The following is an 18,418-nucleotide window of genomic DNA, read 5'->3' as shown; positions in this document are numbered from 1 at the left end:
GATATATCAATTTTTTGTTAATTTGCAATTATGATTAAAAACCATTAATAAATCTTATTTACATTTTAACCTTATCAAAAAATAACCATTTAAAAATAAAAATACATATCACTTCTGACTGATAAAGAATATATTACTGCAAAATAAAATAACCTCCCTATACCGTTACTTTACTGTAAGGGCGGAAATCTGTTAATTATTTTACATAATCACCGGGTTATCATGAAAAACAACACTCCCGTCACACAGCGTGAATATACACTTAACGACAATGCAATATTAATGTCGACAACCGATACACAAAGCCATATAACATATGCAAATTCTGCTTTTATAACGGCCAGTGGTTTTAATGAAACTCAGCTAACAGGTGAGCCGCATAATATTATCCGCCATCCCGACATGCCGCCTGCTGCGTTTGCTGATATGTGGTATACATTACAGCAAGGTGACAGCTGGACCGGAATAATAAAAAACCGCTGCCGGAATGGTGATCATTACTGGGTTAGAGCAAATGTTACACCTGTATGGCATAACGAAAAATTAACAGGCTATATTTCTGTTCGTACTGTTCCCTCTCACGACGAAGTGGAAAAAAGTGAATCTCTTTATAAAAAAATAACAAATAATAAATTAAAAGGATTTAGTCTTTTTAAAGGGATTGTTATTCGCCGGGGGAAAATGGCGTTACTCTCTGTATTTAAATGGCTCCCGGTTAATCAACGTATTAATTATTCTTTAGCAACCATCATGCTGCTTATTTTATCCCTTATATTTTCTCCGTTTAATCCCTTTATTCAGGCGGGTGGCACTCTTTTCCTATTTATCCTGCTGTCAATTTACCTTAAATCACAAATTACTGATCCGGTTAAGTTATTATTATCACAAATGAAAAAAGTCGTTTCCGGCAGAAAATCTGTTCCGCAACACCTGAACAGGGTGGATGAAATCGGGTTGCTTATGCGGCTGGTGAATCAGTCCGGACTGAACCTCAGTTCATTAATTGAAGATGTCAGCACACAAATAGCCGGGATCAGGGCGATTAATCTGCGGGTATCGCAGGAAACAACAGCGCTGCATGCCCGCTCCGGAGAGGCGTCAGCGGATCTTCAGCAAACGGCGGTCGCCATTGAGGAAATCAGCAGCGCGGTGCAACAGACGGCAGAGAGTGTGTATCTGACCATGAATATTGCGGATAAGGCAAGCAGCAGCGCAACACAAAGCAATGATACCATGCAGAAAACGATTGATATGATGCATACTATTTCCACGGACAATAGTCAGATTGTCGATATCATTGGTGTGATTGACCGCATCGCCTTCCAGACCAATATCCTGGCACTGAATGCCTCTGTAGAAGCCGCCCGTGCCGGTGATGCCGGACGTGGATTTTCTGTTGTTGCCGCAGAAGTCCGTAATCTTGCACTGCATTCTGCCTCTGCCGCAAAAGAGATTAAAACACTGATTGAGAAAAATGTGACTAATGTAAACACCGGCGTCACCATGGTAGAGCAAACAGAAGCACATCTCAGTAAAATGGTCGCGGATGTACTTAAAATGTCATCAATGATCAATGAGATAGGACTGGCAACCAAAGAGCAGACACTGGCACTGGAATTAATTAACGACTCAGTTGCCCGCATCGGTACGATGACCGGCAACAATACGGAGATGGTGGATAATGTCACCCATGCCACCTCCGAATTAACACGGCGCTCTTCCCGCCTGCAACAGGCCATTGCGGTATTCGGCAACCAGGCCTGAGCCGGTTTAATGAAACACTGACAGATGCAGATGGGGAGCATACACAAGTATGTGAACCTGCTGTTTGCATGAATAAGGGTATAATCAATGTCCGGTGAAATGCGATACCTGCAAGCGTTTCCCGGCTTTGAATACCGGATCTGAAGGCACTGGTTTCTTATCGGATGCCGTCAGGTGAAAATCACGGGTCCGGGATTGCAGCTCAGCAACCTGCATTTTCAGCTCATCAGAAGAGCCGGCCAGTTCATCGGCTATCATCACACTGCCTTGTGTTGCCTGCTCCAACTCTGAAAGCGCAGAAGCAATTTGTTCAATTCCCTGCTGCTGCTGCTGGGTGGAGACTGAGATTTGTGCCATTAATCCATTAACTAACTCCGCGCCCTGAACAATCTTATTCATATTTTCTTCGGCTTCCGCAACAATATCCGTACCCTGTTTTACATTCCCGGTGGTGACATCAATCAGCGCCTTAATATTTTTTGCTGATTCAGAACTGCGGTGAGCCAGGTTCCTGACTTCACCGGCGACAACCGTAAATCCTCTTCCGTGCTCGCCGGCACGCGCGGCTTCAACTGCCGCATTCAATGCCAGAATATTGGTCTGGAAAGCGATTGAATCGATTAGTGTGATAATTTCTGTCATCTTACCCGTGCATTTATTAATCGATTGCATATTCGTAGCAACATTTGCCATCAAATCACCGCCACGCCCGGCAAACAGAGTCGCTTCCTGTGCATGCTTGCTGACAAGCACCGTGTTATCTGCATTATTCTTTGTTCCTGCTGCAATTTCTTCCATATTGGCAGAGGTTTCAATCAACATCGCAGATTGTTGCTCTGTCTTGGCGGATAACTCAAAGCTGCGCATAGCTAACTGCTCTGATAATACCGATGCAGAATCAGAAGAGGTGCGGATCTCCGTCACCAACACTGAGATACTTTCCGCAAGTTGGTTTGCACCGGGGATCAAACGACCGGCACAGTTATTACCAAACTCAGGGATACGCACAGACAAGTTACCGGCATTGACCTCATCAATACTGTTTTTTACGGCATTGATTGGCATAACTAAATATTTAGTGATGTAAATCCAGGATGAGATAAACGTAAAAACACTGACAACGTTAAGCAAGACTAACTTAACCAGAAATGATAGAGGTAGCAAAAATATAATATTAATTGTAGTGAAATTACAGATGAGAAATATAACGATGACGGTTCTTATACTGGTATTTTTTAGCATAACACACTCCATCACTTATGTTTTTCGATATTTTAGGTATATTAATGGCAACTCAGCCATTTCTTTTACTTTCTATATAATTGATTATTACCCATGATATTTCAATTTCTATTGCTCATTAATCAGTGAACCTAATCACATCTGGCCTATAAATATAATAATAAACCAACTAATTATGTTGTTTTTCTTAACAATTGAAAAATTCACAAAAAAATAGCCCGGAATGCATGTCTGACAGACAGCACTACCGGGCTACTGATGTATTGATTTAGTCAGTTGAAACTAAAGCATATTGTTATTTATTCTACTGTGACTGATTTCGCCAGATTACGGGGCTGATCCACATCCGTACCCTTGATTAAGGCAACGTGGTAGGAGAGCAGCTGTAACGGGATGGTATAGAAAATAGGTGCGATCAGCTCTTCCACATACGGCAGCGGAATAATTTTCATATTCTCACTGTTGCTGAAACCGGCGTCTTTATCTGCAAAAACATACAGTAAACCGCCACGGGCGCGCACTTCTTCAATATTGGATTTCAGCTTTTCCAGTAATTCATTATTCGGTGCGATGATAATGACCGGCATATCAGCATCAATCAGTGCCAGCGGACCGTGTTTTAATTCTCCGGCGGCATAGGCTTCTGCGTGGATATAAGAGATCTCTTTCAGTTTCAGTGCGCCTTCAACCGCGATCGGGAACTGATCCCCGCGACCAAGGAACAGTGCATGGCTTTTATCGGAGAAATCTTCCGCCAGTTGCTCAATCACTTTATCCTGAGACAACATGCTTTCAATACGGCTCGGTAATGCATGCAGCGCCGTAACAATACTGTGCTCCAGCGCCTCACCTTTTCCTTTCAGACGACCCAGATACGCCACCAGCATCAGTAACACGGTAAGTTGTGTTGTGAATGCTTTTGTTGATGCCACACCAATTTCAGTTCCGGCTTTAGTCATCACCGCAAAGTCTGACTCACGTACCAGAGATGAACCGGCGACGTTACAGATAGCCAGCGACGTCAGATAGCCCAGTTCTTTACCCAGACGCAGAGCAGCCAGGGTATCCGCTGTTTCACCGGACTGTGAAATGGTGATTAGCAGGCTGTTCTTACGACAGGCTGGTTTGCGATAGCGGAATTCAGACGCGATTTCCACATCACACGCAATTCCTGCCAGCGCTTCAAACCAGTAACGGGATACCATTCCGGCATTGAATGATGTACCACAGGCAATAATCTGGATATGTTCGATACCGGACAGTATTTCGCGGGCTTTTTCATCCAGTTCACTGAACTCAATCGTATCGTTGTGCAGACGCCCTTCCATCGTGTTTTTGATGGCCAGCGGCTGCTCATAAATCTCTTTCTGCATGTAATGACGGTAAATACCTTTATCACCGGCATCGTACTGAACATTGGACTCGATAACGTCCCGTTCGATTGCATCACCGTTTTTGTCAAAAACAGACACATCGCGGCGGGTGATTTCAACAATATCCCCTTCTTCAAGGTAGATAAAGCGGCGGGTTACCGGCAAAAGTGCCAGTTGATCGGATGCCAGGAAGTTTTCACCCACCCCCAGACCAACCACCAGCGGGCTGCCTGAACGGGCAGCAACCAACAGCTCAGGAGTGCGTGAATCCATGATGACAGTACCGTACGCACCGCGCAGTTGCGGTATAGCGCGCTGTACAGCTTCACGCAGTGTGCCGCCTTGTGATTGCTCCCAATTGACGAGGTGAGCAATCACTTCAGTATCAGTATCAGATGTAAACTGATAGCCGCGGCCTTTCAGTATTTCACGTAATTCACTGTAGTTTTCAATAATACCGTTGTGAACAACCGCAATATTTCCGGAGACATGCGGGTGTGCATTGCGCTCCAGAGGTTCGCCATGTGTTGCCCAGCGTGTGTGCGCGATACCGGTTCCGCCTGTAACAGCGGCTTTTTCTGCTTCTTCCGCCAGCATTCTGACTTTGCCGACTTCACGTAACCGTGTCAGTTTTCCGTCGCTGTCCACAATTGCCATTCCCGCAGAGTCATAACCACGGTATTCCAGACGACGAAGCCCTTCTAACAGAATTTCTGCGATATCACGTTGTGCTACTGCACCAACAATTCCACACATAGTTGTACATTCCTGATTTGACGATGTCCGGCCTGATTGTTTTACGGCTTTGCCGTGTCCCCGGGCTATGTAGATACGGGGTTATTATTATTATCCCCTTATTCATTCAAACCGCAGGTTCGTTGGCCGCGGTCAGCCAGCCGGGTCACATACTGATGTATGCTCCCCGTCTATCTTCCCTTGCCGCCTGCCTGCATCTTGAATGACGTTGGGTATATTACTTCTTAATATTTCTTACTTCTTAATCTTTTCCGGGCGTTTCCAGCCGGCAATCTGTGTTTGTCTGACCCGGCTTATCACCAGCTCATTGTCACCCACATTTTTGGTTACCGTTGTTCCTGCGCCGACAGTTGCACCCTTTCCGATTGTGACCGGTGCCACCAGTTGGGTATCAGATCCGACAAAGACATCGTCACCAATAACCGTTTTAAATTTATTCGCACCATCATAATTACAGGTGATGGTTCCTGCGCCGATATTCACATTGCTGCCAATCTCAGCATCGCCTAAATAGCTGAGATGCCCGGCTTTGGAGCCTTCACCGAGTGTCGCTTTCTTCATCTCAACAAAGTTACCGACATGCGCTTTATCCGCCAGAACAGAACCCGGACGCAAACGCGCAAACGGACCGACAGAGCAATCGCGTGCCATTTCAGAGGATTCAATGACCGAATATGGACTGATTACCGAGCCATCGCCGATGGCGCAATCTTTCAGCACACAACCGGCACCGATCACAACATTATCACCCAGGGTAACATTGCCCTCGATAATCACATTCACATCAATCGTGATATCTTTGCCGTGAGTCAGTGTGCCGCGCAGATCAAAACGAGCCGGATCTAAGATCATCACACCTTCAAGTAACAGACGATCCGCCTGTTCACGCTGATAAATGCGCTCAAGTGCGGCGAGCTGAAGACGGTTATTCACGCCTTCCATTTCACTCAGTTTTTCCGGATGTGCCGTCTCAATACGACGACCTTCCTGGTGCGCAATCGCGATAATATCCGTGATATAAAATTCACCCTGCGCATTGTTATTGTTCAGTTTTGCCAGCCAGCGTTTGAGATCACCACCATTAGCAACCAAAATACCGGTGTTGATCTCATTGATTTTCAGCTGATCATCAGTAGCATCTTTTTGTTCGATAATCCCGGTGACCTGACCATTTTCACGAATGATTCGACCGTAACCTGACGGGTTATCCAGAATAACTGTCAGCAAACCAATGCCGCCTTCTGGTTTTACCGTCATCAGGCGCGCCAGAGTCTCTTTGGCGATAAGCGGGACATCGCCGTACAGCATCAGAATATTTTCATCATCCGCAAAGTGAGGTGCCGCCTGCTGCATGGCATGCCCGGTTCCCAGCTGTTCAGCCTGTAAAACCCAGTTCAGATTCTGATCCGACAGCGTATTTTGCAGCAGATCTCCGCCGTGTCCGTAAACCAGATGTACATTCTGCGCGCCCAATGACAGTGCTGTATCAATAACATGCTGAACCATTGGTTTGCCCGCCAGGTGATGTAACACCTTCGGCAAATTGGAATACATACGGGTGCCTTTACCCGCAGCGAGAATCACTACACTTTTAGCATTCGTTGACATAAGAAATCTGATCGCTCCTCTTTTAGAGTGCCAAGTAAACCTGTTTACACAAAAAAATACCACATATTTCGCAACGCAAAAAAGCCAGTCAGCGGGATGCTGACTGGCTTTCATTTTTTTTACTGCCGTTACATCATCTTCTTGGCTAATTCGTCAATTACACGTAATTTTGCAATTGCTTTGGCCAGTTCGGCTGATGCCTGAGCATAATCCACGTCACCATGTGCTTTCCGGATGTTTTCTTCTGCGCGGCGTTTTGATTCCATCGCCAGCGCTGCATCCAGATCGTTTGCACGGATAGCCGTGTCCGCAAGTACGATAACGCCATTTGGCTGAACTTCCAGCATACCGCCGGAGAGATAAATCAGTTCTTCTTCGCCAAATTGCTTAACAATCCGTACCATGCCCGGTTTTATGGCAGTCAGCAGCGGGGTATGCATCGGGTAAATACCCAGCTCACCTTCACTGCCTGTCACCTGAATCTTCTGGACTAAGCCCTTAAACAGTTGTTTTTCGGCACTTACTACCGTCAGGTGAAACGTCATTGCAGACATATCAGCCTCCTGTCAACCGGATTAAATCTTCTTCGCTTTTTCCACGGCTTCTTCAATGGTACCCACCATGTAGAACGCTTGTTCCGGCAGATGATCGTAATCACCTTCCAGAATACCTTTAAAGCCACGGATGGTGTCTTTAAGGGAAACGAACTTACCTGGTGAACCAGTGAAGACTTCTGCCACGAAGAACGGCTGAGAAAGGAAGCGCTGGATTTTACGGGCGCGGGCAACAACCAGTTTATCTTCTTCTGACAGCTCATCCATCCCGAGGATTGCGATGATATCTTTCAGTTCCTGATAACGCTGGAGAATTGACTGCACGCCACGAGCCACATCATAGTGCTCCTGACCAACAACAAGCGGGTCAAGCTGACGGCTGGTGGAATCCAGAGGATCTACCGCAGGGTAGATACCCAGTGACGCAATCTGACGACTCAGAACAACGGTCGCATCCAGGTGGGCGAACGTGGTTGCAGGAGATGGGTCAGTTAAGTCATCCGCAGGGACGTAAACGGCCTGTACAGACGTGATAGAGCCTGTTTTGGTCGATGTGATACGTTCCTGAAGAATACCCATTTCTTCCGCCAGAGTCGGCTGGTAACCTACCGCTGAAGGCATACGGCCTAACAGTGCAGATACCTCTGTACCGGCCAGTGTATAACGGTAGATGTTATCAACGAACAGCAGTACGTCGCGGCCTTCATCACGGAATTTTTCCGCCATGGTCAGACCGGTCAGTGCTACGCGCAGACGGTTTCCCGGTGGCTCGTTCATCTGGCCGTACACAAGTGATACTTTGTCCAGAACGTTTGAATCGGTCATTTCATGATAGAAGTCGTTACCCTCACGAGTACGCTCACCGACCCCTGCAAATACAGAGTAACCGGAGTGCTCAATCGCGATGTTACGGATAAGCTCCATCATGTTTACGGTTTTACCCACACCCGCACCACCGAACAGACCGACTTTACCGCCTTTTGCAAACGGGCAAATCAGATCCATTACTTTGATCCCTGTCTCTAACAACTCCTGGGAGCTGGACAGTTCTTCATAAGTAGGTGCCGCACGGTGAATAGACCAGTTTTCTTCTGCGCCGATTTCACCTTTCATATCGATAGGTTCACCCAGAACGTTCATGATACGTCCTAAGGTTTTCACACCAACCGGTACTTCAATCGGGTGACCTAAATCGGTTACGACCAGGTTACGGCTCAGGCCGTCAGATGTACCCATTGCGATACAACGGACAACACCACCGCCTAACTGCTGCTGAACTTCCAGCACCAGCTTTTCTTTACCATTCATAACCTCAAGCGCGTCGTACACTTTCGGTACCGCATCCTGAGGAAATTCGGCGTCCACAACGGCGCCGATAACCTGGATGATTTTTCCAGTAGCCATCTTGAATCCTCTGCGTAATTCGTAAACCTAGCTGTTAAACCGCGGCAGCACCGGAAACAATCTCGGTGAGCTCCTGTGTGATGCTTGCCTGACGCGCTTTGTTGTAAACTAAATTCAGCTCTTTGATCATGTTACCGCCGTTATCCGTTGCAGATTTCATTGCAACCATACGGGCGGCCTGCTCACTGGCCAGGTTCTCCACCACGCCCTGGTATACCAGCGCTTCGATGTAGCGCCGTAATAAGGAATCCAGTAACGCTTTAGGATCAGGTTCGTAAATATAATCCCAGCTCTTTTTCTTCAGGGTTTCATCATCGCTCGGCGGCAATGGCAATACCTGAACAATAGTCGGAGCCTGGGACATCGTATTCACAAACCGGTTAGTTACAATATACAGCTTGTCCAGACGACCTTCGTCGTAAGCCTGAAGCATGATTTTTACTGAGCCGATAAGGTCAGCCAGCGAGGGTTCATCACCCATGCCGTTAACCTGAGCAACCACATTCCCACCCACTGCGGAAAAGAATGACGCTGCTTTTGACCCGATAAGAGCCAGATCAGTCTGAACACCTTTGTCAGCCCAACCTTTCATCTCAACAATCAGCTTTTTGAACAGGTTAATGTTCAGGCCACCACACAAACCACGGTCGGTAGAAACAACCAGGTACCCGACACGTTTAACCTCACGCTCTTCGAGGTATGGATGTTTGTATTCCAGATTACCTAATGCAATGTGACCAATCACACTGCGGATGGTCTCTGCATAAGGACGGCTGGCCGCCATCCGGTCCTGCGTTTTACGCATTTTGGACGCCGCGACCATCTCCATCGCTTTTGTGATCTTCTGCGTATTTTGTACGCTGGCGATCTTCGAACGTATCTCTTTTGCGCCGGCCATTTGCTCTCCTCATGAACCAGACGGCCTGCGTTGTTCACACAGACCGTTTAGTATTACCAGGACTGAGTTGCCTTGAAGGTATCGAGGACGTTTTTCAACTTCGCTTCGATATCATCGTTATAGCTACCCGTCTGGTCGATTTCTTTAAGAAGATCAGCATGTTCACGCATGGCATAGCCAATCAGTGCTGCTTCAAACGGCACGACTTTAGATAATTCGATGTCTTCCAGGTAACCACGCTCAGCGGCATACAGTGACAGAGACTGTTGTGCCACTGACATTGGTGCGTACTGTTTCTGCTTGAGCAACTCGGTAACTTTCTGACCGTGGTCAAGTTGTTTACGGGTTGCATCATCAAGGTCAGATGCGAACTGTGAGAACGCCGCCAGTTCACGATACTGTGCCAGAGCGGTACGGATACCCCCGGACAGTTTTTTCATGATCTTAGTCTGTGCAGCACCACCCACACGGGATACAGAGATCCCCGGGTTAACCGCAGGACGGATACCGGCGTTGAACAGGCTCGACTCCAGGAAGATCTGACCATCAGTGATAGAGATAACGTTCGTCGGAACGAACGCAGAAACATCTCCGCCCTGAGTTTCAATGATAGGCAGTGCAGTCAGTGACCCTGTCCGACCTTTCACTTCACCTTTCGTGTACGCTTCCACATATTCTGCGTTTACACGCGCAGCACGCTCCAGAAGACGGGAGTGCAGGTAGAAAACGTCACCCGGGTATGCTTCACGTCCCGGTGGACGGCGCAGCAGCAGGGAAATCTGACGGTAAGCAACAGCCTGTTTAGATAAGTCATCATAAATGATTAACGCATCTTCACCGCGGTCACGGAAGTATTCGCCCATCGCACAACCAGAATACGGAGCCAGATATTGCAGTGCCGCAGATTCAGACGCACTCGCCACGACAACAATAGTGTTAGCCAGGGCATTGTGTTCTTCTAATTTGCGGACAACGTTTGCAATAGTGGATGCTTTCTGACCAATCGCAACGTAAATACATTTGATTTCAGAATCACGCTGATTGATGATTGCATCGATTGCCAGTGCGGTTTTACCCGTCTGACGGTCACCGATGATCAGCTCACGCTGACCACGGCCGATAGGAATCATCGCATCGACAGATTTGTAACCGGTTTGTACAGGCTGATCAACAGACTGACGCTCGATAACACCCGGTGCGATAACCTCAATAGGTGAGAACCCATCATTGTCAACCGGACCTTTACCATCAATAGGTTCACCCAGAGTGTTAACCACGCGGCCTAACAGACCACGGCCAACAGGAACTTCCAGGATACGACCGGTACACTTAACTTTCATGCCTTCTGCTAAGTCGGCATACGGACCCATAACAACCGCACCAACAGAGTCACGCTCTAAGTTCAGTGCAATTGCATAACGGTTACCCGGCAGAGAGATCATCTCACCCTGCATAACCTCGGCTAAACCGTGGACACGAATGATACCGTCATTGACGGAAACAATCGTACCTTCGTTGTGAGCCTCGCTCACAACATTGAACTGAGCAATGCGCTGCTTGATCAGTTCGCTGATTTCGGTGGAATTCAGTTGCATATGCTCCAGTCCCCTTAAGACTGCAAGACGTCGGCTAAACGCTCGAGTCGATTGCGAATGCTGTTGTCGATGACAAGGTCACCTGCTCGCAATACAAACCCCGCGATAACAGACTTATCAATTTTGCAATTCAGCTTAACTTTGCGTGACAGACGTTTTTCCATCGCTGCAGAAATTTTCGCCAGCTGCTGTTCATTGAGCTCAGCGGCTGAAGTTACTTCAACTTCAACAGTTGACTCCAGCGCAGCCCGCAGTGATGCGAACTGACGGCAAACTTCCGGCAGGGTCACTAAGCGCCCGTTCTCAGCCATGATACGAACCAGGTTCTGAACATGCTCATCGATTTGATCACCGCATACAGTGATGAACGCCTGAGCCAGGGTTTCCGGTGCAAACGAACCGGAAATCAGATCTTCGATCTGCTCATTGCGCGCCACTTCAGCGGTGAACGAAAGCATGTCCTGCCATTTTTCAACGGCCCGGCTTTCCACAGCAAAGTCAAAAGCTGCTTTGGCGTAGGGGCGAGCTACAGTAACGATTTCAGACATGCCCCATCCTCCTTACAGTTCAGCGACAAGTTTATCAACGATGTCGCTGTTAGCAGCTTCATCCACGGTACGTTCAATAATTTTCTCGGCACCCGCGACAGCTAAAATGGCGACCTGCTTGCGTAACTCTTCCCGTGCCCGTTTGCGTTCGGCGTCAATTTCCGCCTGTGCCTGAGCAACGATTTTGCTACGCTCAACTTCCGCTTCTGCTTTTGCTTCATCGATAATCTGAGCGCGTTGTTTATTCGCTTGATCGATGAGGGCAGATGCTTCCGCTTTCGCTTTTTTCATTTGGTCGGTCGCATTGGCTTGCGCTAAGTCCAGGTCCTTTTTAGCACGTTCTGCGGAAGATAAACCGTCAGCAATTTCTTTTTGACGCTTTTCAATGGCCGCCATAATCGGTGGCCATACAAACTTCATACAGAACAAAACAAACAGGACAAACGCGATGGCCTGGCCGAGGATTGTTGCGTTAAGATTCACAGCACAATACCTCTTTTGTTAATTGAGTTGATGTAAATATCAGGGTGAAGCCGCGTCACTACGCGACCGCAAACATTACATACAAGCCCAGACCCACAGCGATCATCGGGATGGCATCAACCAGACCCATTACGATGAAGAACTGCGTACGCAGCAGAGGGATTAAATCAGGCTGACGAGCAGCACCTTCCAAAAATTTCCCACCGAGGATGCCGATACCGATCGCAGCACCGATAGCCGCCAGGCCCATCATTACAGCGGCAGCCATGTACAGCAGATCCATATTCAGGTTTTCCATGACAGTCTCCAAGTTTGTTTCAGTTAAATCACAGTTTATTGATAATAAAAATTAGTGCTCTTCAGACGCCATCGACAGATAGACAATCGTCAGAACCATAAAGATAAAGGCTTGTAACGTAATAATCAGTATGTGGAAAATAGCCCACGGAAGGCTCAGTAACCACTGTGACCACCACGGTAGCAGACCTGCAATAAGAATGAAGATCAGCTCACCTGCATACATGTTACCAAACAGTCGGAGACCGAGTGATACCGGTTTTGATAGCAGGCTTACCCCTTCCAGAATCAGGTTGACCGGAATGAAAATCGGATGGTTAAAGGGCTGTAATGTCAGCTCTTTAGCAAATCCTTTCACGCCTTTCATCTTGATGCTGTAAAAGAGGATAAGAACGAATACACCAATCGCCATCGACAGTGTGATACTTACATCTGCGGTCGGAACGATACGCAGAGCAGGTAAACCGAGGATGTGTTCACCGATATACGGAATGAAATCGATTGGTAATAAGTCCAGTGCGTTCATCAATAGCACCCACACGAACACAGTTAATGCGAGAGGTGCAATAACCTTGCTCTTGCCGTGATACATATCACGTACGTTGCCATCAACGAAGCCGATAAGCATTTCTACCGCAGTCTGAAATTTCCCGGGAACGCCACTTGTCGCTTTCTTTGCCACTCTTCTGAAAAGCCATAAAAATAAAATACCTAATATGACTGAGAAGAAAAGGGAGTCAATGTTCAGCGTCCAAAACGATGGAGTAACGTTCGCATGGGGATTGACCAACTCGAAAGTATTCAGGTCCAGCTGAAGGTTATTCAGGTGTCCACCGATATACTCTTTTGTGGTTAAACTTTCTCCTGATGCAGACATGATGCCTCTTACCCTTTGTTGTTAAAACCGCTAACGGCTTAGCACGGCCGGTGCAATAATCTGCACAAAAAGCACCGCTAAATAGGTCAGTACAAGTGGTACAACTGCCGCTTTAAACACTCCTAAAGCAACCATCAGTATCGCTATCGCTAAGATAACTTTAAACCCTTCCCCCAGTACAAAAAACCATGCAATCCGGTACGACTGCAATTCCTCATGCGCTTTCTGCCGGTTACTAATCAGCAGAAAAATCGCATTCGGTATCCATGCAGCAACTCCCCCGGCCAGCGCGGAAGCACCCCATTCGATACTTTTTATGCAAAAAAGCGCACTAAGTACAACAAACGTCATAAACTGCAAAAATAACAGTTTTTTAGTCAATTTTCCGTTAAAAAGGGAGACAGACATGACATTTATTTTCCCCGTATGCACCTTTAGAGTCAGGCTTACTGATGATGTATAAAACTGCCTTTGCGCGAGAGTGTCAAGAGACAAAAACGTGCAAATTATACGGGCAGTCAGATTGTTTTCAATCAATAAGTAGCGAAAAAAGTGAATAAAAAAATTAATTTCTCTGCATCCACCACAAATCGTATAAAAAAAGAGAGTCTACCTTACCTCAGAATACGATGCGCAACTCATTTTTGAAACGTGATAAAAATCACATAACATAAAATACATTAGTTGAATTAACATTTTATAGCGATTAACGGTGGTTAAAATAGTAATACCAATCAAAAGGTTAATTAAATATTTAAATGGCAATCTGATATTTACAGATTAATTTTAAATTAAATAATTTTTTTTGAAAAAATAGATTATCGGGAAAATTTGTCTGCTATCATTTTTTCGGTATAAAAACAGACCAATATTTACTCTGCCACCGGTTGTCACTTTGTAACGTCACCGTTACGCATTTTATTTTCAAACCGATAAAAATAAAGGGGTGGTGCAGAAAATGCGCTGACTCCGACCCCTTAAATATATTTCAATTTTTTGATGTACAGCAAACTCAATTTGCTTTAAGAATCACCAGATGGCGTTGTTCATCAAGTTGCGGAACCGATAATTTCTCCACATTCACCAGAGAAATACCTTCAGGTAACCGGGTCAGTTCCTCCTGCGGAACATTTCCTTTCAGTGCAAAAAATCGTCCGTTATCTGTCGCAGATAAATGCCGGCACCATTTGAGCATATCGTCCAGCGAGGCAAATGCCCGGCTGATGACCCCGTCAAACAGTTCGCCCTGATACTCTTCAGCACGGCACTGAACCGGTTCGATGTTTGTCAGCCCCAGCTCATGCTGAACCTGCTTGAGAAAGCGTATGCGCTTACCCAGGCTGTCCAGCAGGACAAAATGCGCATCGGGGCGGACAATCGCCAGCGGAACACCCGGCAGACCAGCCCCTGTACCGACATCAATAAACCGGCTGCCGGTCAGGTGCGGATTAACAACGATGCTGTCCATGATATGGCGCACCAGCATCTGTTCCGGCTGGCGTACCGATGTCAGATTGTAGGCTTTGTTCCACTTGTGAAGCATATCCACATAGCCGACCAGTTGCTGCTTTTGCTGATCGGTCAGCTGGATATCCGCGCTGCGCAGCAACGCAGATAATTGTTGGTGTAAATCATTCATCACTTACGCACTCCGCCGCAAAAGTCCCTGTTTCTTCAGCCAGATAAGCAAAATTGAAATTGCCGCCGGTGTGATACCTGAAATCCTGGAAGCTTGTCCGATGGATGTCGGTTTATGATCGATGAGCTTGGCCACTACTTCGTTAGAAAGACCGGACACCTGACGATAATCGATATCATCCGGCAGAGTGGCATTCTCATTGCGTAACTGACGCTGGATTTCTTCCTGCTGACGGGAAATATACCCTTCATATTTCACCTGAATTTCCACCTGCTGAGCAGCAACCGGAGAATTCAGACCAGGCGCAAAGGTACTCAGCGTCATCAGACCGGCGTAGTCCATTTCCGGACGACGGAGAAGGTCTTCCCCGCTGGCTTCTTTTGACAATGGAGCGTTCAGGATCGCGTTGATCTCTTTAACTGATTCTGATTGCGGATGTACACGGATATCGCGCAGGCGCTGACGTTCTTTTTCGATCAACTCCATTTTTTCGCAGAAATTGATCCAGCGTGCATCATCCACCAGCCCTAATTCACGACCTGTTTCGGTCAGGCGGGCATCTGCGTTATCTTCACGCAGCATCAGGCGGTATTCCGCACGGGACGTAAACATCCGGTACGGTTCTTTGGTACCGAGTGTACAGAGATCGTCAACCAGTACGCCGATATATGCCTGATCACGACGCGGGAACCAGCCTTCCTGTTCAGCCGCATAACGGGCAGCATTCAGTCCTGCCAGTAAGCCCTGAGCTGCAGCTTCTTCGTAGCCCGTTGTGCCGTTAATCTGACCGGCAAAGAATAAGCCGTGCAGATGTTTGCTTTCCAGCGTTTGTTTCAGGTCGCGGGGGTCAAAGAAATCATATTCGATGGCATAACCGGGACGAACAATTTGTGCATTTTCCAGGCCTTTCATCGAATGAACGATTTTCATCTGCACATCAAACGGCAGGCTGGTGGAGATCCCGTTAGGGTAAATCTCATTGCTGGTCAGCCCTTCCGGCTCCAGGAAAATCTGGTGCTGATTACGATCAGCAAACCGCATCACTTTATCTTCAATGGACGGGCAGTAACGCGGCCCGATCCCTTCGATCACACCGGCATACATCGGGCTGCGATCTAAATTCTGACGAATAACATCGTGAGTTTTTTCATTGGTGTAGGTGATGTGGCACGGCATCTGTTCCGGATGCTCATCCACATTTCCCATGAACGAGAAAACCGGCTCCGGATTATCACCGTATTGAGCGGCCAACTGAGTAAAATCAATAGTTCGTGCGTCAATGCGTGGTGGTGTACCTGTTTTCAGACGACCAACACGCAGCGGTAATTCCCGCAGACGGTGTGACAGGGAAACGGATGGCGGATCACCGGCACGACCACCGCTGTAGTTTTCCAGTCCGATATGAATTTTGCCGTCCAGGAATGTCCCGACTGTCAGCACAATCGATTTTGCCCTGAATTTCAGTCCCATTTTGGTTACGGCGCCCGTCACAATATCGTTATCAACGATAAGATCTTCAACCGGTTGCTGGAAGATTGTCAGGTTAGGCTGGTTTTCCAGAGCCATTCTGACTGCTTGCCGGTAAAGCACACGGTCAGCCTGAGCACGGGTGGCATGAACAGCCGGTCCTTTGCTGTTATTGAGCGTTCTGAACTGAATACCGGCGCAGTCAGTGGCATGTGCCATCAGTCCGCCCAGCGCATCGATCTCTTTTACCAGATGTCCCTTGCCGATCCCACCGATAGCAGGGTTGCAGGACATCTGACCCAGAGTGTCGATATTGTGAGTCAGCAAAAGAGTTTGACGACCCATTCGTGCAGCAGCCATTGCAGCTTCAGTACCGGCATGGCCACCACCGATAACTATGACGTCAAAATGATCCGGATAAAACATGTTAAACCTTCATTACAAAATGCAGTTGTGCATCGGGGGAAAGAATATAACTCAACTCGTGGTGTCTGACCATGTGCGGTATGAGCCGGGTAATTATTTAAAGATCTTTTTATTTAAAGATCTCTTTATTAGATCTTTTATTAGGATCGTGGTCTTCTGTGGATAAGTGAAAAATCCCTATACAGATCATTTAACTGTAAAGGATCCTTTCCTGTGAGGTTCCGTTGATCCCGGCGCGTATAAGCTGGGGTTAAAAGACCTGTTTATCCACAGGGGGGTAGGAGAGGCGATCTTATTCAGTGAATAACTACCGGTTGATCGCAGGTTGATCCCAGAGTTATCCACATCTGACTGCTGTTTTTATCAGCAAATCAGCACAAATTTATCCATTCTTTGATCCAGATCTCCGCGGGATCTTCAGGAATCTCATGTTTCTGGATATCTATTTCGAGTGATTCACCTATTTTTTGCGCGCCCAGAGAAGCTAGAAGGGTATCGAGCGTCCGGATTGCACCGCAAAAAGTATCATATTCACTGCTGCCGATCCCGACAGCACCATAGCGGACGCTGCTCAGATCAGGTTTCTGCTCACGCAGGGCGTCAGCGAATGGCTGAATATTTTCAGGAAGGTCACCTGCACCATGCGTTGATGCGACTATTAACCAGGTGCAGTTCTGCTGCGGAACATCATTCAGTTCAGGACCATGCTGTACATCGGTGGTAAACCCGCTGTTATCCAGTATTTCTGCAACATGCTCAGCGACATATTCTGCGCTGCCCATTGTACTTCCGCTGATGAGTGTAACTGTGGTCATGGTGATCCCCGGCTGTAAAGAGCCGCCATTGTACTCTGTGAAACAGCTGGGATCTACCTGTGGATATTGTGGTTATAACATTTTTTTTCTTACGGATGGATCGTTCGTATGATCGGGTTTTGTAAGGAGATAAGTGTTTCGGTGGACTGTATTTCATCAATACTCTGGATCTTGTTGATAAGTACATCCTGAAGTGACTCGATCGTTTTACACATCACTTTAATAAAAATACTGTACTGTCCGGTGGTGTAATAGACTTCAACCACTTCTTCAAGCTTATCGAGTTTTGTCAGAGCGGTGGGATAGTCTTTGGCACTTTTCAGGATGATGCCGATAAAACAGGTCACATCAAAGCCCAGGTGCTTTGCACTTATATCTACCCGGGTTCCGGTGATGATACCAGCCTGCTTCATTTTTTCGACGCGGACATGAATGGTTCCCGGACTGACGGCGAATTTTTTAGCTAATTCTGCATAAGGTGTGCGGGCATTTGCCATTAAAGCGTGAAGTATGTCACGGTCCAGATTATCGATCTGATAAATTTCGGTCATTTTAAGCCCTCTAAATTAGCGAAAATTCATTTTAAGCACCATTAAAATGAATTTTATAAATGGTAAAGGGTATTTTTGCTAAAGTATATTGAATTTATACCCTATTCTGTTGCTTAATCTA

General features: G+C 46.9%; 17 protein-coding genes. 1 reads left to right on the top strand and 16 read right to left on the bottom strand.

The genetic code is table 11. The features are described from left to right. The first annotated feature begins 222 nt into the window (after nt 1–222). Nucleotides 223–1,764 carry a methyl-accepting chemotaxis protein gene (locus AYY16_RS16235; protein ID WP_067369014.1) on the top strand — a complete coding sequence of 514 codons (1,542 nt, stop codon included), beginning with the start codon at nt 223–225 and terminating at the stop codon, nt 1,762–1,764. 84 nt (nt 1,765–1,848) lie between these two features. Here AYY16_RS16235 and AYY16_RS16230 read toward each other — a convergent pair whose 3' ends face one another. From AYY16_RS16230 to asnC, 16 genes are all read right to left on the bottom strand, one after another. Then, nucleotides 1,849–2,829 carry a methyl-accepting chemotaxis protein gene (locus AYY16_RS16230; protein WP_082970774.1) on the bottom strand — a complete coding sequence of 327 codons (981 nt, stop codon included), beginning with the start codon at nt 2,827–2,829 and terminating at the stop codon, nt 1,849–1,851. 476 nt (nt 2,830–3,305) lie between these two features. Next, a complete protein-coding gene (gene glmS, locus AYY16_RS16225; RefSeq protein ID WP_067369008.1) occupies nt 3,306–5,135 on the bottom strand; it encodes a glutamine--fructose-6-phosphate transaminase (isomerizing) in 1,830 nt (609 codons plus the stop codon). A gap of 234 nt (nt 5,136–5,369) precedes the next feature. Further along, on the bottom strand, nt 5,370–6,743 hold the full coding sequence (gene glmU, locus AYY16_RS16220; protein WP_067369004.1) for a bifunctional UDP-N-acetylglucosamine diphosphorylase/glucosamine-1-phosphate N-acetyltransferase GlmU: 1,374 nt from the start codon (nt 6,741–6,743) through the stop codon (nt 5,370–5,372). Between the two features lie 128 nt (nt 6,744–6,871). Then, nucleotides 6,872–7,297 carry a F0F1 ATP synthase subunit epsilon gene (locus AYY16_RS16215; protein ID WP_004236731.1) on the bottom strand — a complete coding sequence of 142 codons (426 nt, stop codon included), beginning with the start codon at nt 7,295–7,297 and terminating at the stop codon, nt 6,872–6,874. Between the two features lie 21 nt (nt 7,298–7,318). Further along, entirely contained in the window at nt 7,319–8,701 is a 1,383-nt protein-coding gene (atpD, locus tag AYY16_RS16210; protein WP_067369001.1) for a F0F1 ATP synthase subunit beta, read from the bottom strand. Nucleotides 8,702–8,735: 34 nt separating this feature from the next. Then, nucleotides 8,736–9,599 carry a F0F1 ATP synthase subunit gamma gene (gene atpG / locus AYY16_RS16205; protein ID WP_067368998.1) on the bottom strand — a complete coding sequence of 288 codons (864 nt, stop codon included), beginning with the start codon at nt 9,597–9,599 and terminating at the stop codon, nt 8,736–8,738. 53 nt (nt 9,600–9,652) lie between these two features. Beyond that, the gene (gene atpA, locus AYY16_RS16200; RefSeq protein WP_067368995.1) at nt 9,653–11,194 is read right to left on the bottom strand and encodes a F0F1 ATP synthase subunit alpha; all 1,542 of its coding nucleotides are present in this window, start codon (nt 11,192–11,194) and stop codon (nt 9,653–9,655) included. 14 nt (nt 11,195–11,208) lie between these two features. Beyond that, the gene (atpH, locus tag AYY16_RS16195) at nt 11,209–11,742 is read right to left on the bottom strand and encodes a F0F1 ATP synthase subunit delta (RefSeq protein WP_067368993.1); all 534 of its coding nucleotides are present in this window, start codon (nt 11,740–11,742) and stop codon (nt 11,209–11,211) included. A gap of 12 nt (nt 11,743–11,754) precedes the next feature. Then, complete coding sequence (gene atpF / locus AYY16_RS16190; protein ID WP_067368990.1) at nt 11,755–12,225, bottom strand: F0F1 ATP synthase subunit B; 471 nt, start codon at nt 12,223–12,225, stop codon at nt 11,755–11,757. Nucleotides 12,226–12,283: 58 nt separating this feature from the next. Next, nucleotides 12,284–12,523 (bottom strand): F0F1 ATP synthase subunit C, encoded by a 240-nt coding sequence (atpE, locus tag AYY16_RS16185; protein ID WP_000429386.1) that lies wholly within the window; start codon nt 12,521–12,523, stop codon nt 12,284–12,286. A 51-nt stretch (nt 12,524–12,574) separates the two neighbouring features. Then, nucleotides 12,575–13,399: a F0F1 ATP synthase subunit A gene (atpB, locus tag AYY16_RS16180; protein WP_067368988.1), complete on the bottom strand. Its 825-nt coding sequence runs from the start codon at nt 13,397–13,399 to the stop codon at nt 12,575–12,577. Nucleotides 13,400–13,429: 30 nt separating this feature from the next. Then, a complete protein-coding gene (gene atpI / locus AYY16_RS16175; RefSeq protein WP_067368983.1) occupies nt 13,430–13,807 on the bottom strand; it encodes a F0F1 ATP synthase subunit I in 378 nt (125 codons plus the stop codon). A 604-nt stretch (nt 13,808–14,411) separates the two neighbouring features. Then, on the bottom strand, nt 14,412–15,038 hold the full coding sequence (rsmG, locus tag AYY16_RS16170; RefSeq protein WP_067369308.1) for a 16S rRNA (guanine(527)-N(7))-methyltransferase RsmG: 627 nt from the start codon (nt 15,036–15,038) through the stop codon (nt 14,412–14,414). A 3-nt stretch (nt 15,039–15,041) separates the two neighbouring features. Beyond that, nucleotides 15,042–16,931, bottom strand: a complete 1,890-nt coding sequence (gene mnmG / locus AYY16_RS16165) for a tRNA uridine-5-carboxymethylaminomethyl(34) synthesis enzyme MnmG (RefSeq protein WP_067368981.1) — start codon at nt 16,929–16,931, stop codon at nt 15,042–15,044. A gap of 371 nt (nt 16,932–17,302) precedes the next feature. Next, nucleotides 17,303–17,746 (bottom strand): FMN-binding protein MioC, encoded by a 444-nt coding sequence (gene mioC, locus AYY16_RS16160; RefSeq protein ID WP_067368977.1) that lies wholly within the window; start codon nt 17,744–17,746, stop codon nt 17,303–17,305. 89 nt (nt 17,747–17,835) lie between these two features. Beyond that, nucleotides 17,836–18,297 (bottom strand): transcriptional regulator AsnC, encoded by a 462-nt coding sequence (gene asnC / locus AYY16_RS16155; RefSeq protein ID WP_067368974.1) that lies wholly within the window; start codon nt 18,295–18,297, stop codon nt 17,836–17,838. Between the last annotated feature and the right edge of the window lie 121 nt (nt 18,298–18,418).

Origin of the sequence: Morganella psychrotolerans (assembly GCF_001676155.1) — a bacterium.
Classification (GTDB): domain Bacteria; phylum Pseudomonadota; class Gammaproteobacteria; order Enterobacterales; family Enterobacteriaceae; genus Morganella; species Morganella psychrotolerans.
The sequence above is the reverse complement of the archived record's forward strand: the minus strand, read 5'-3'. Positions and strand labels throughout refer to the sequence as shown.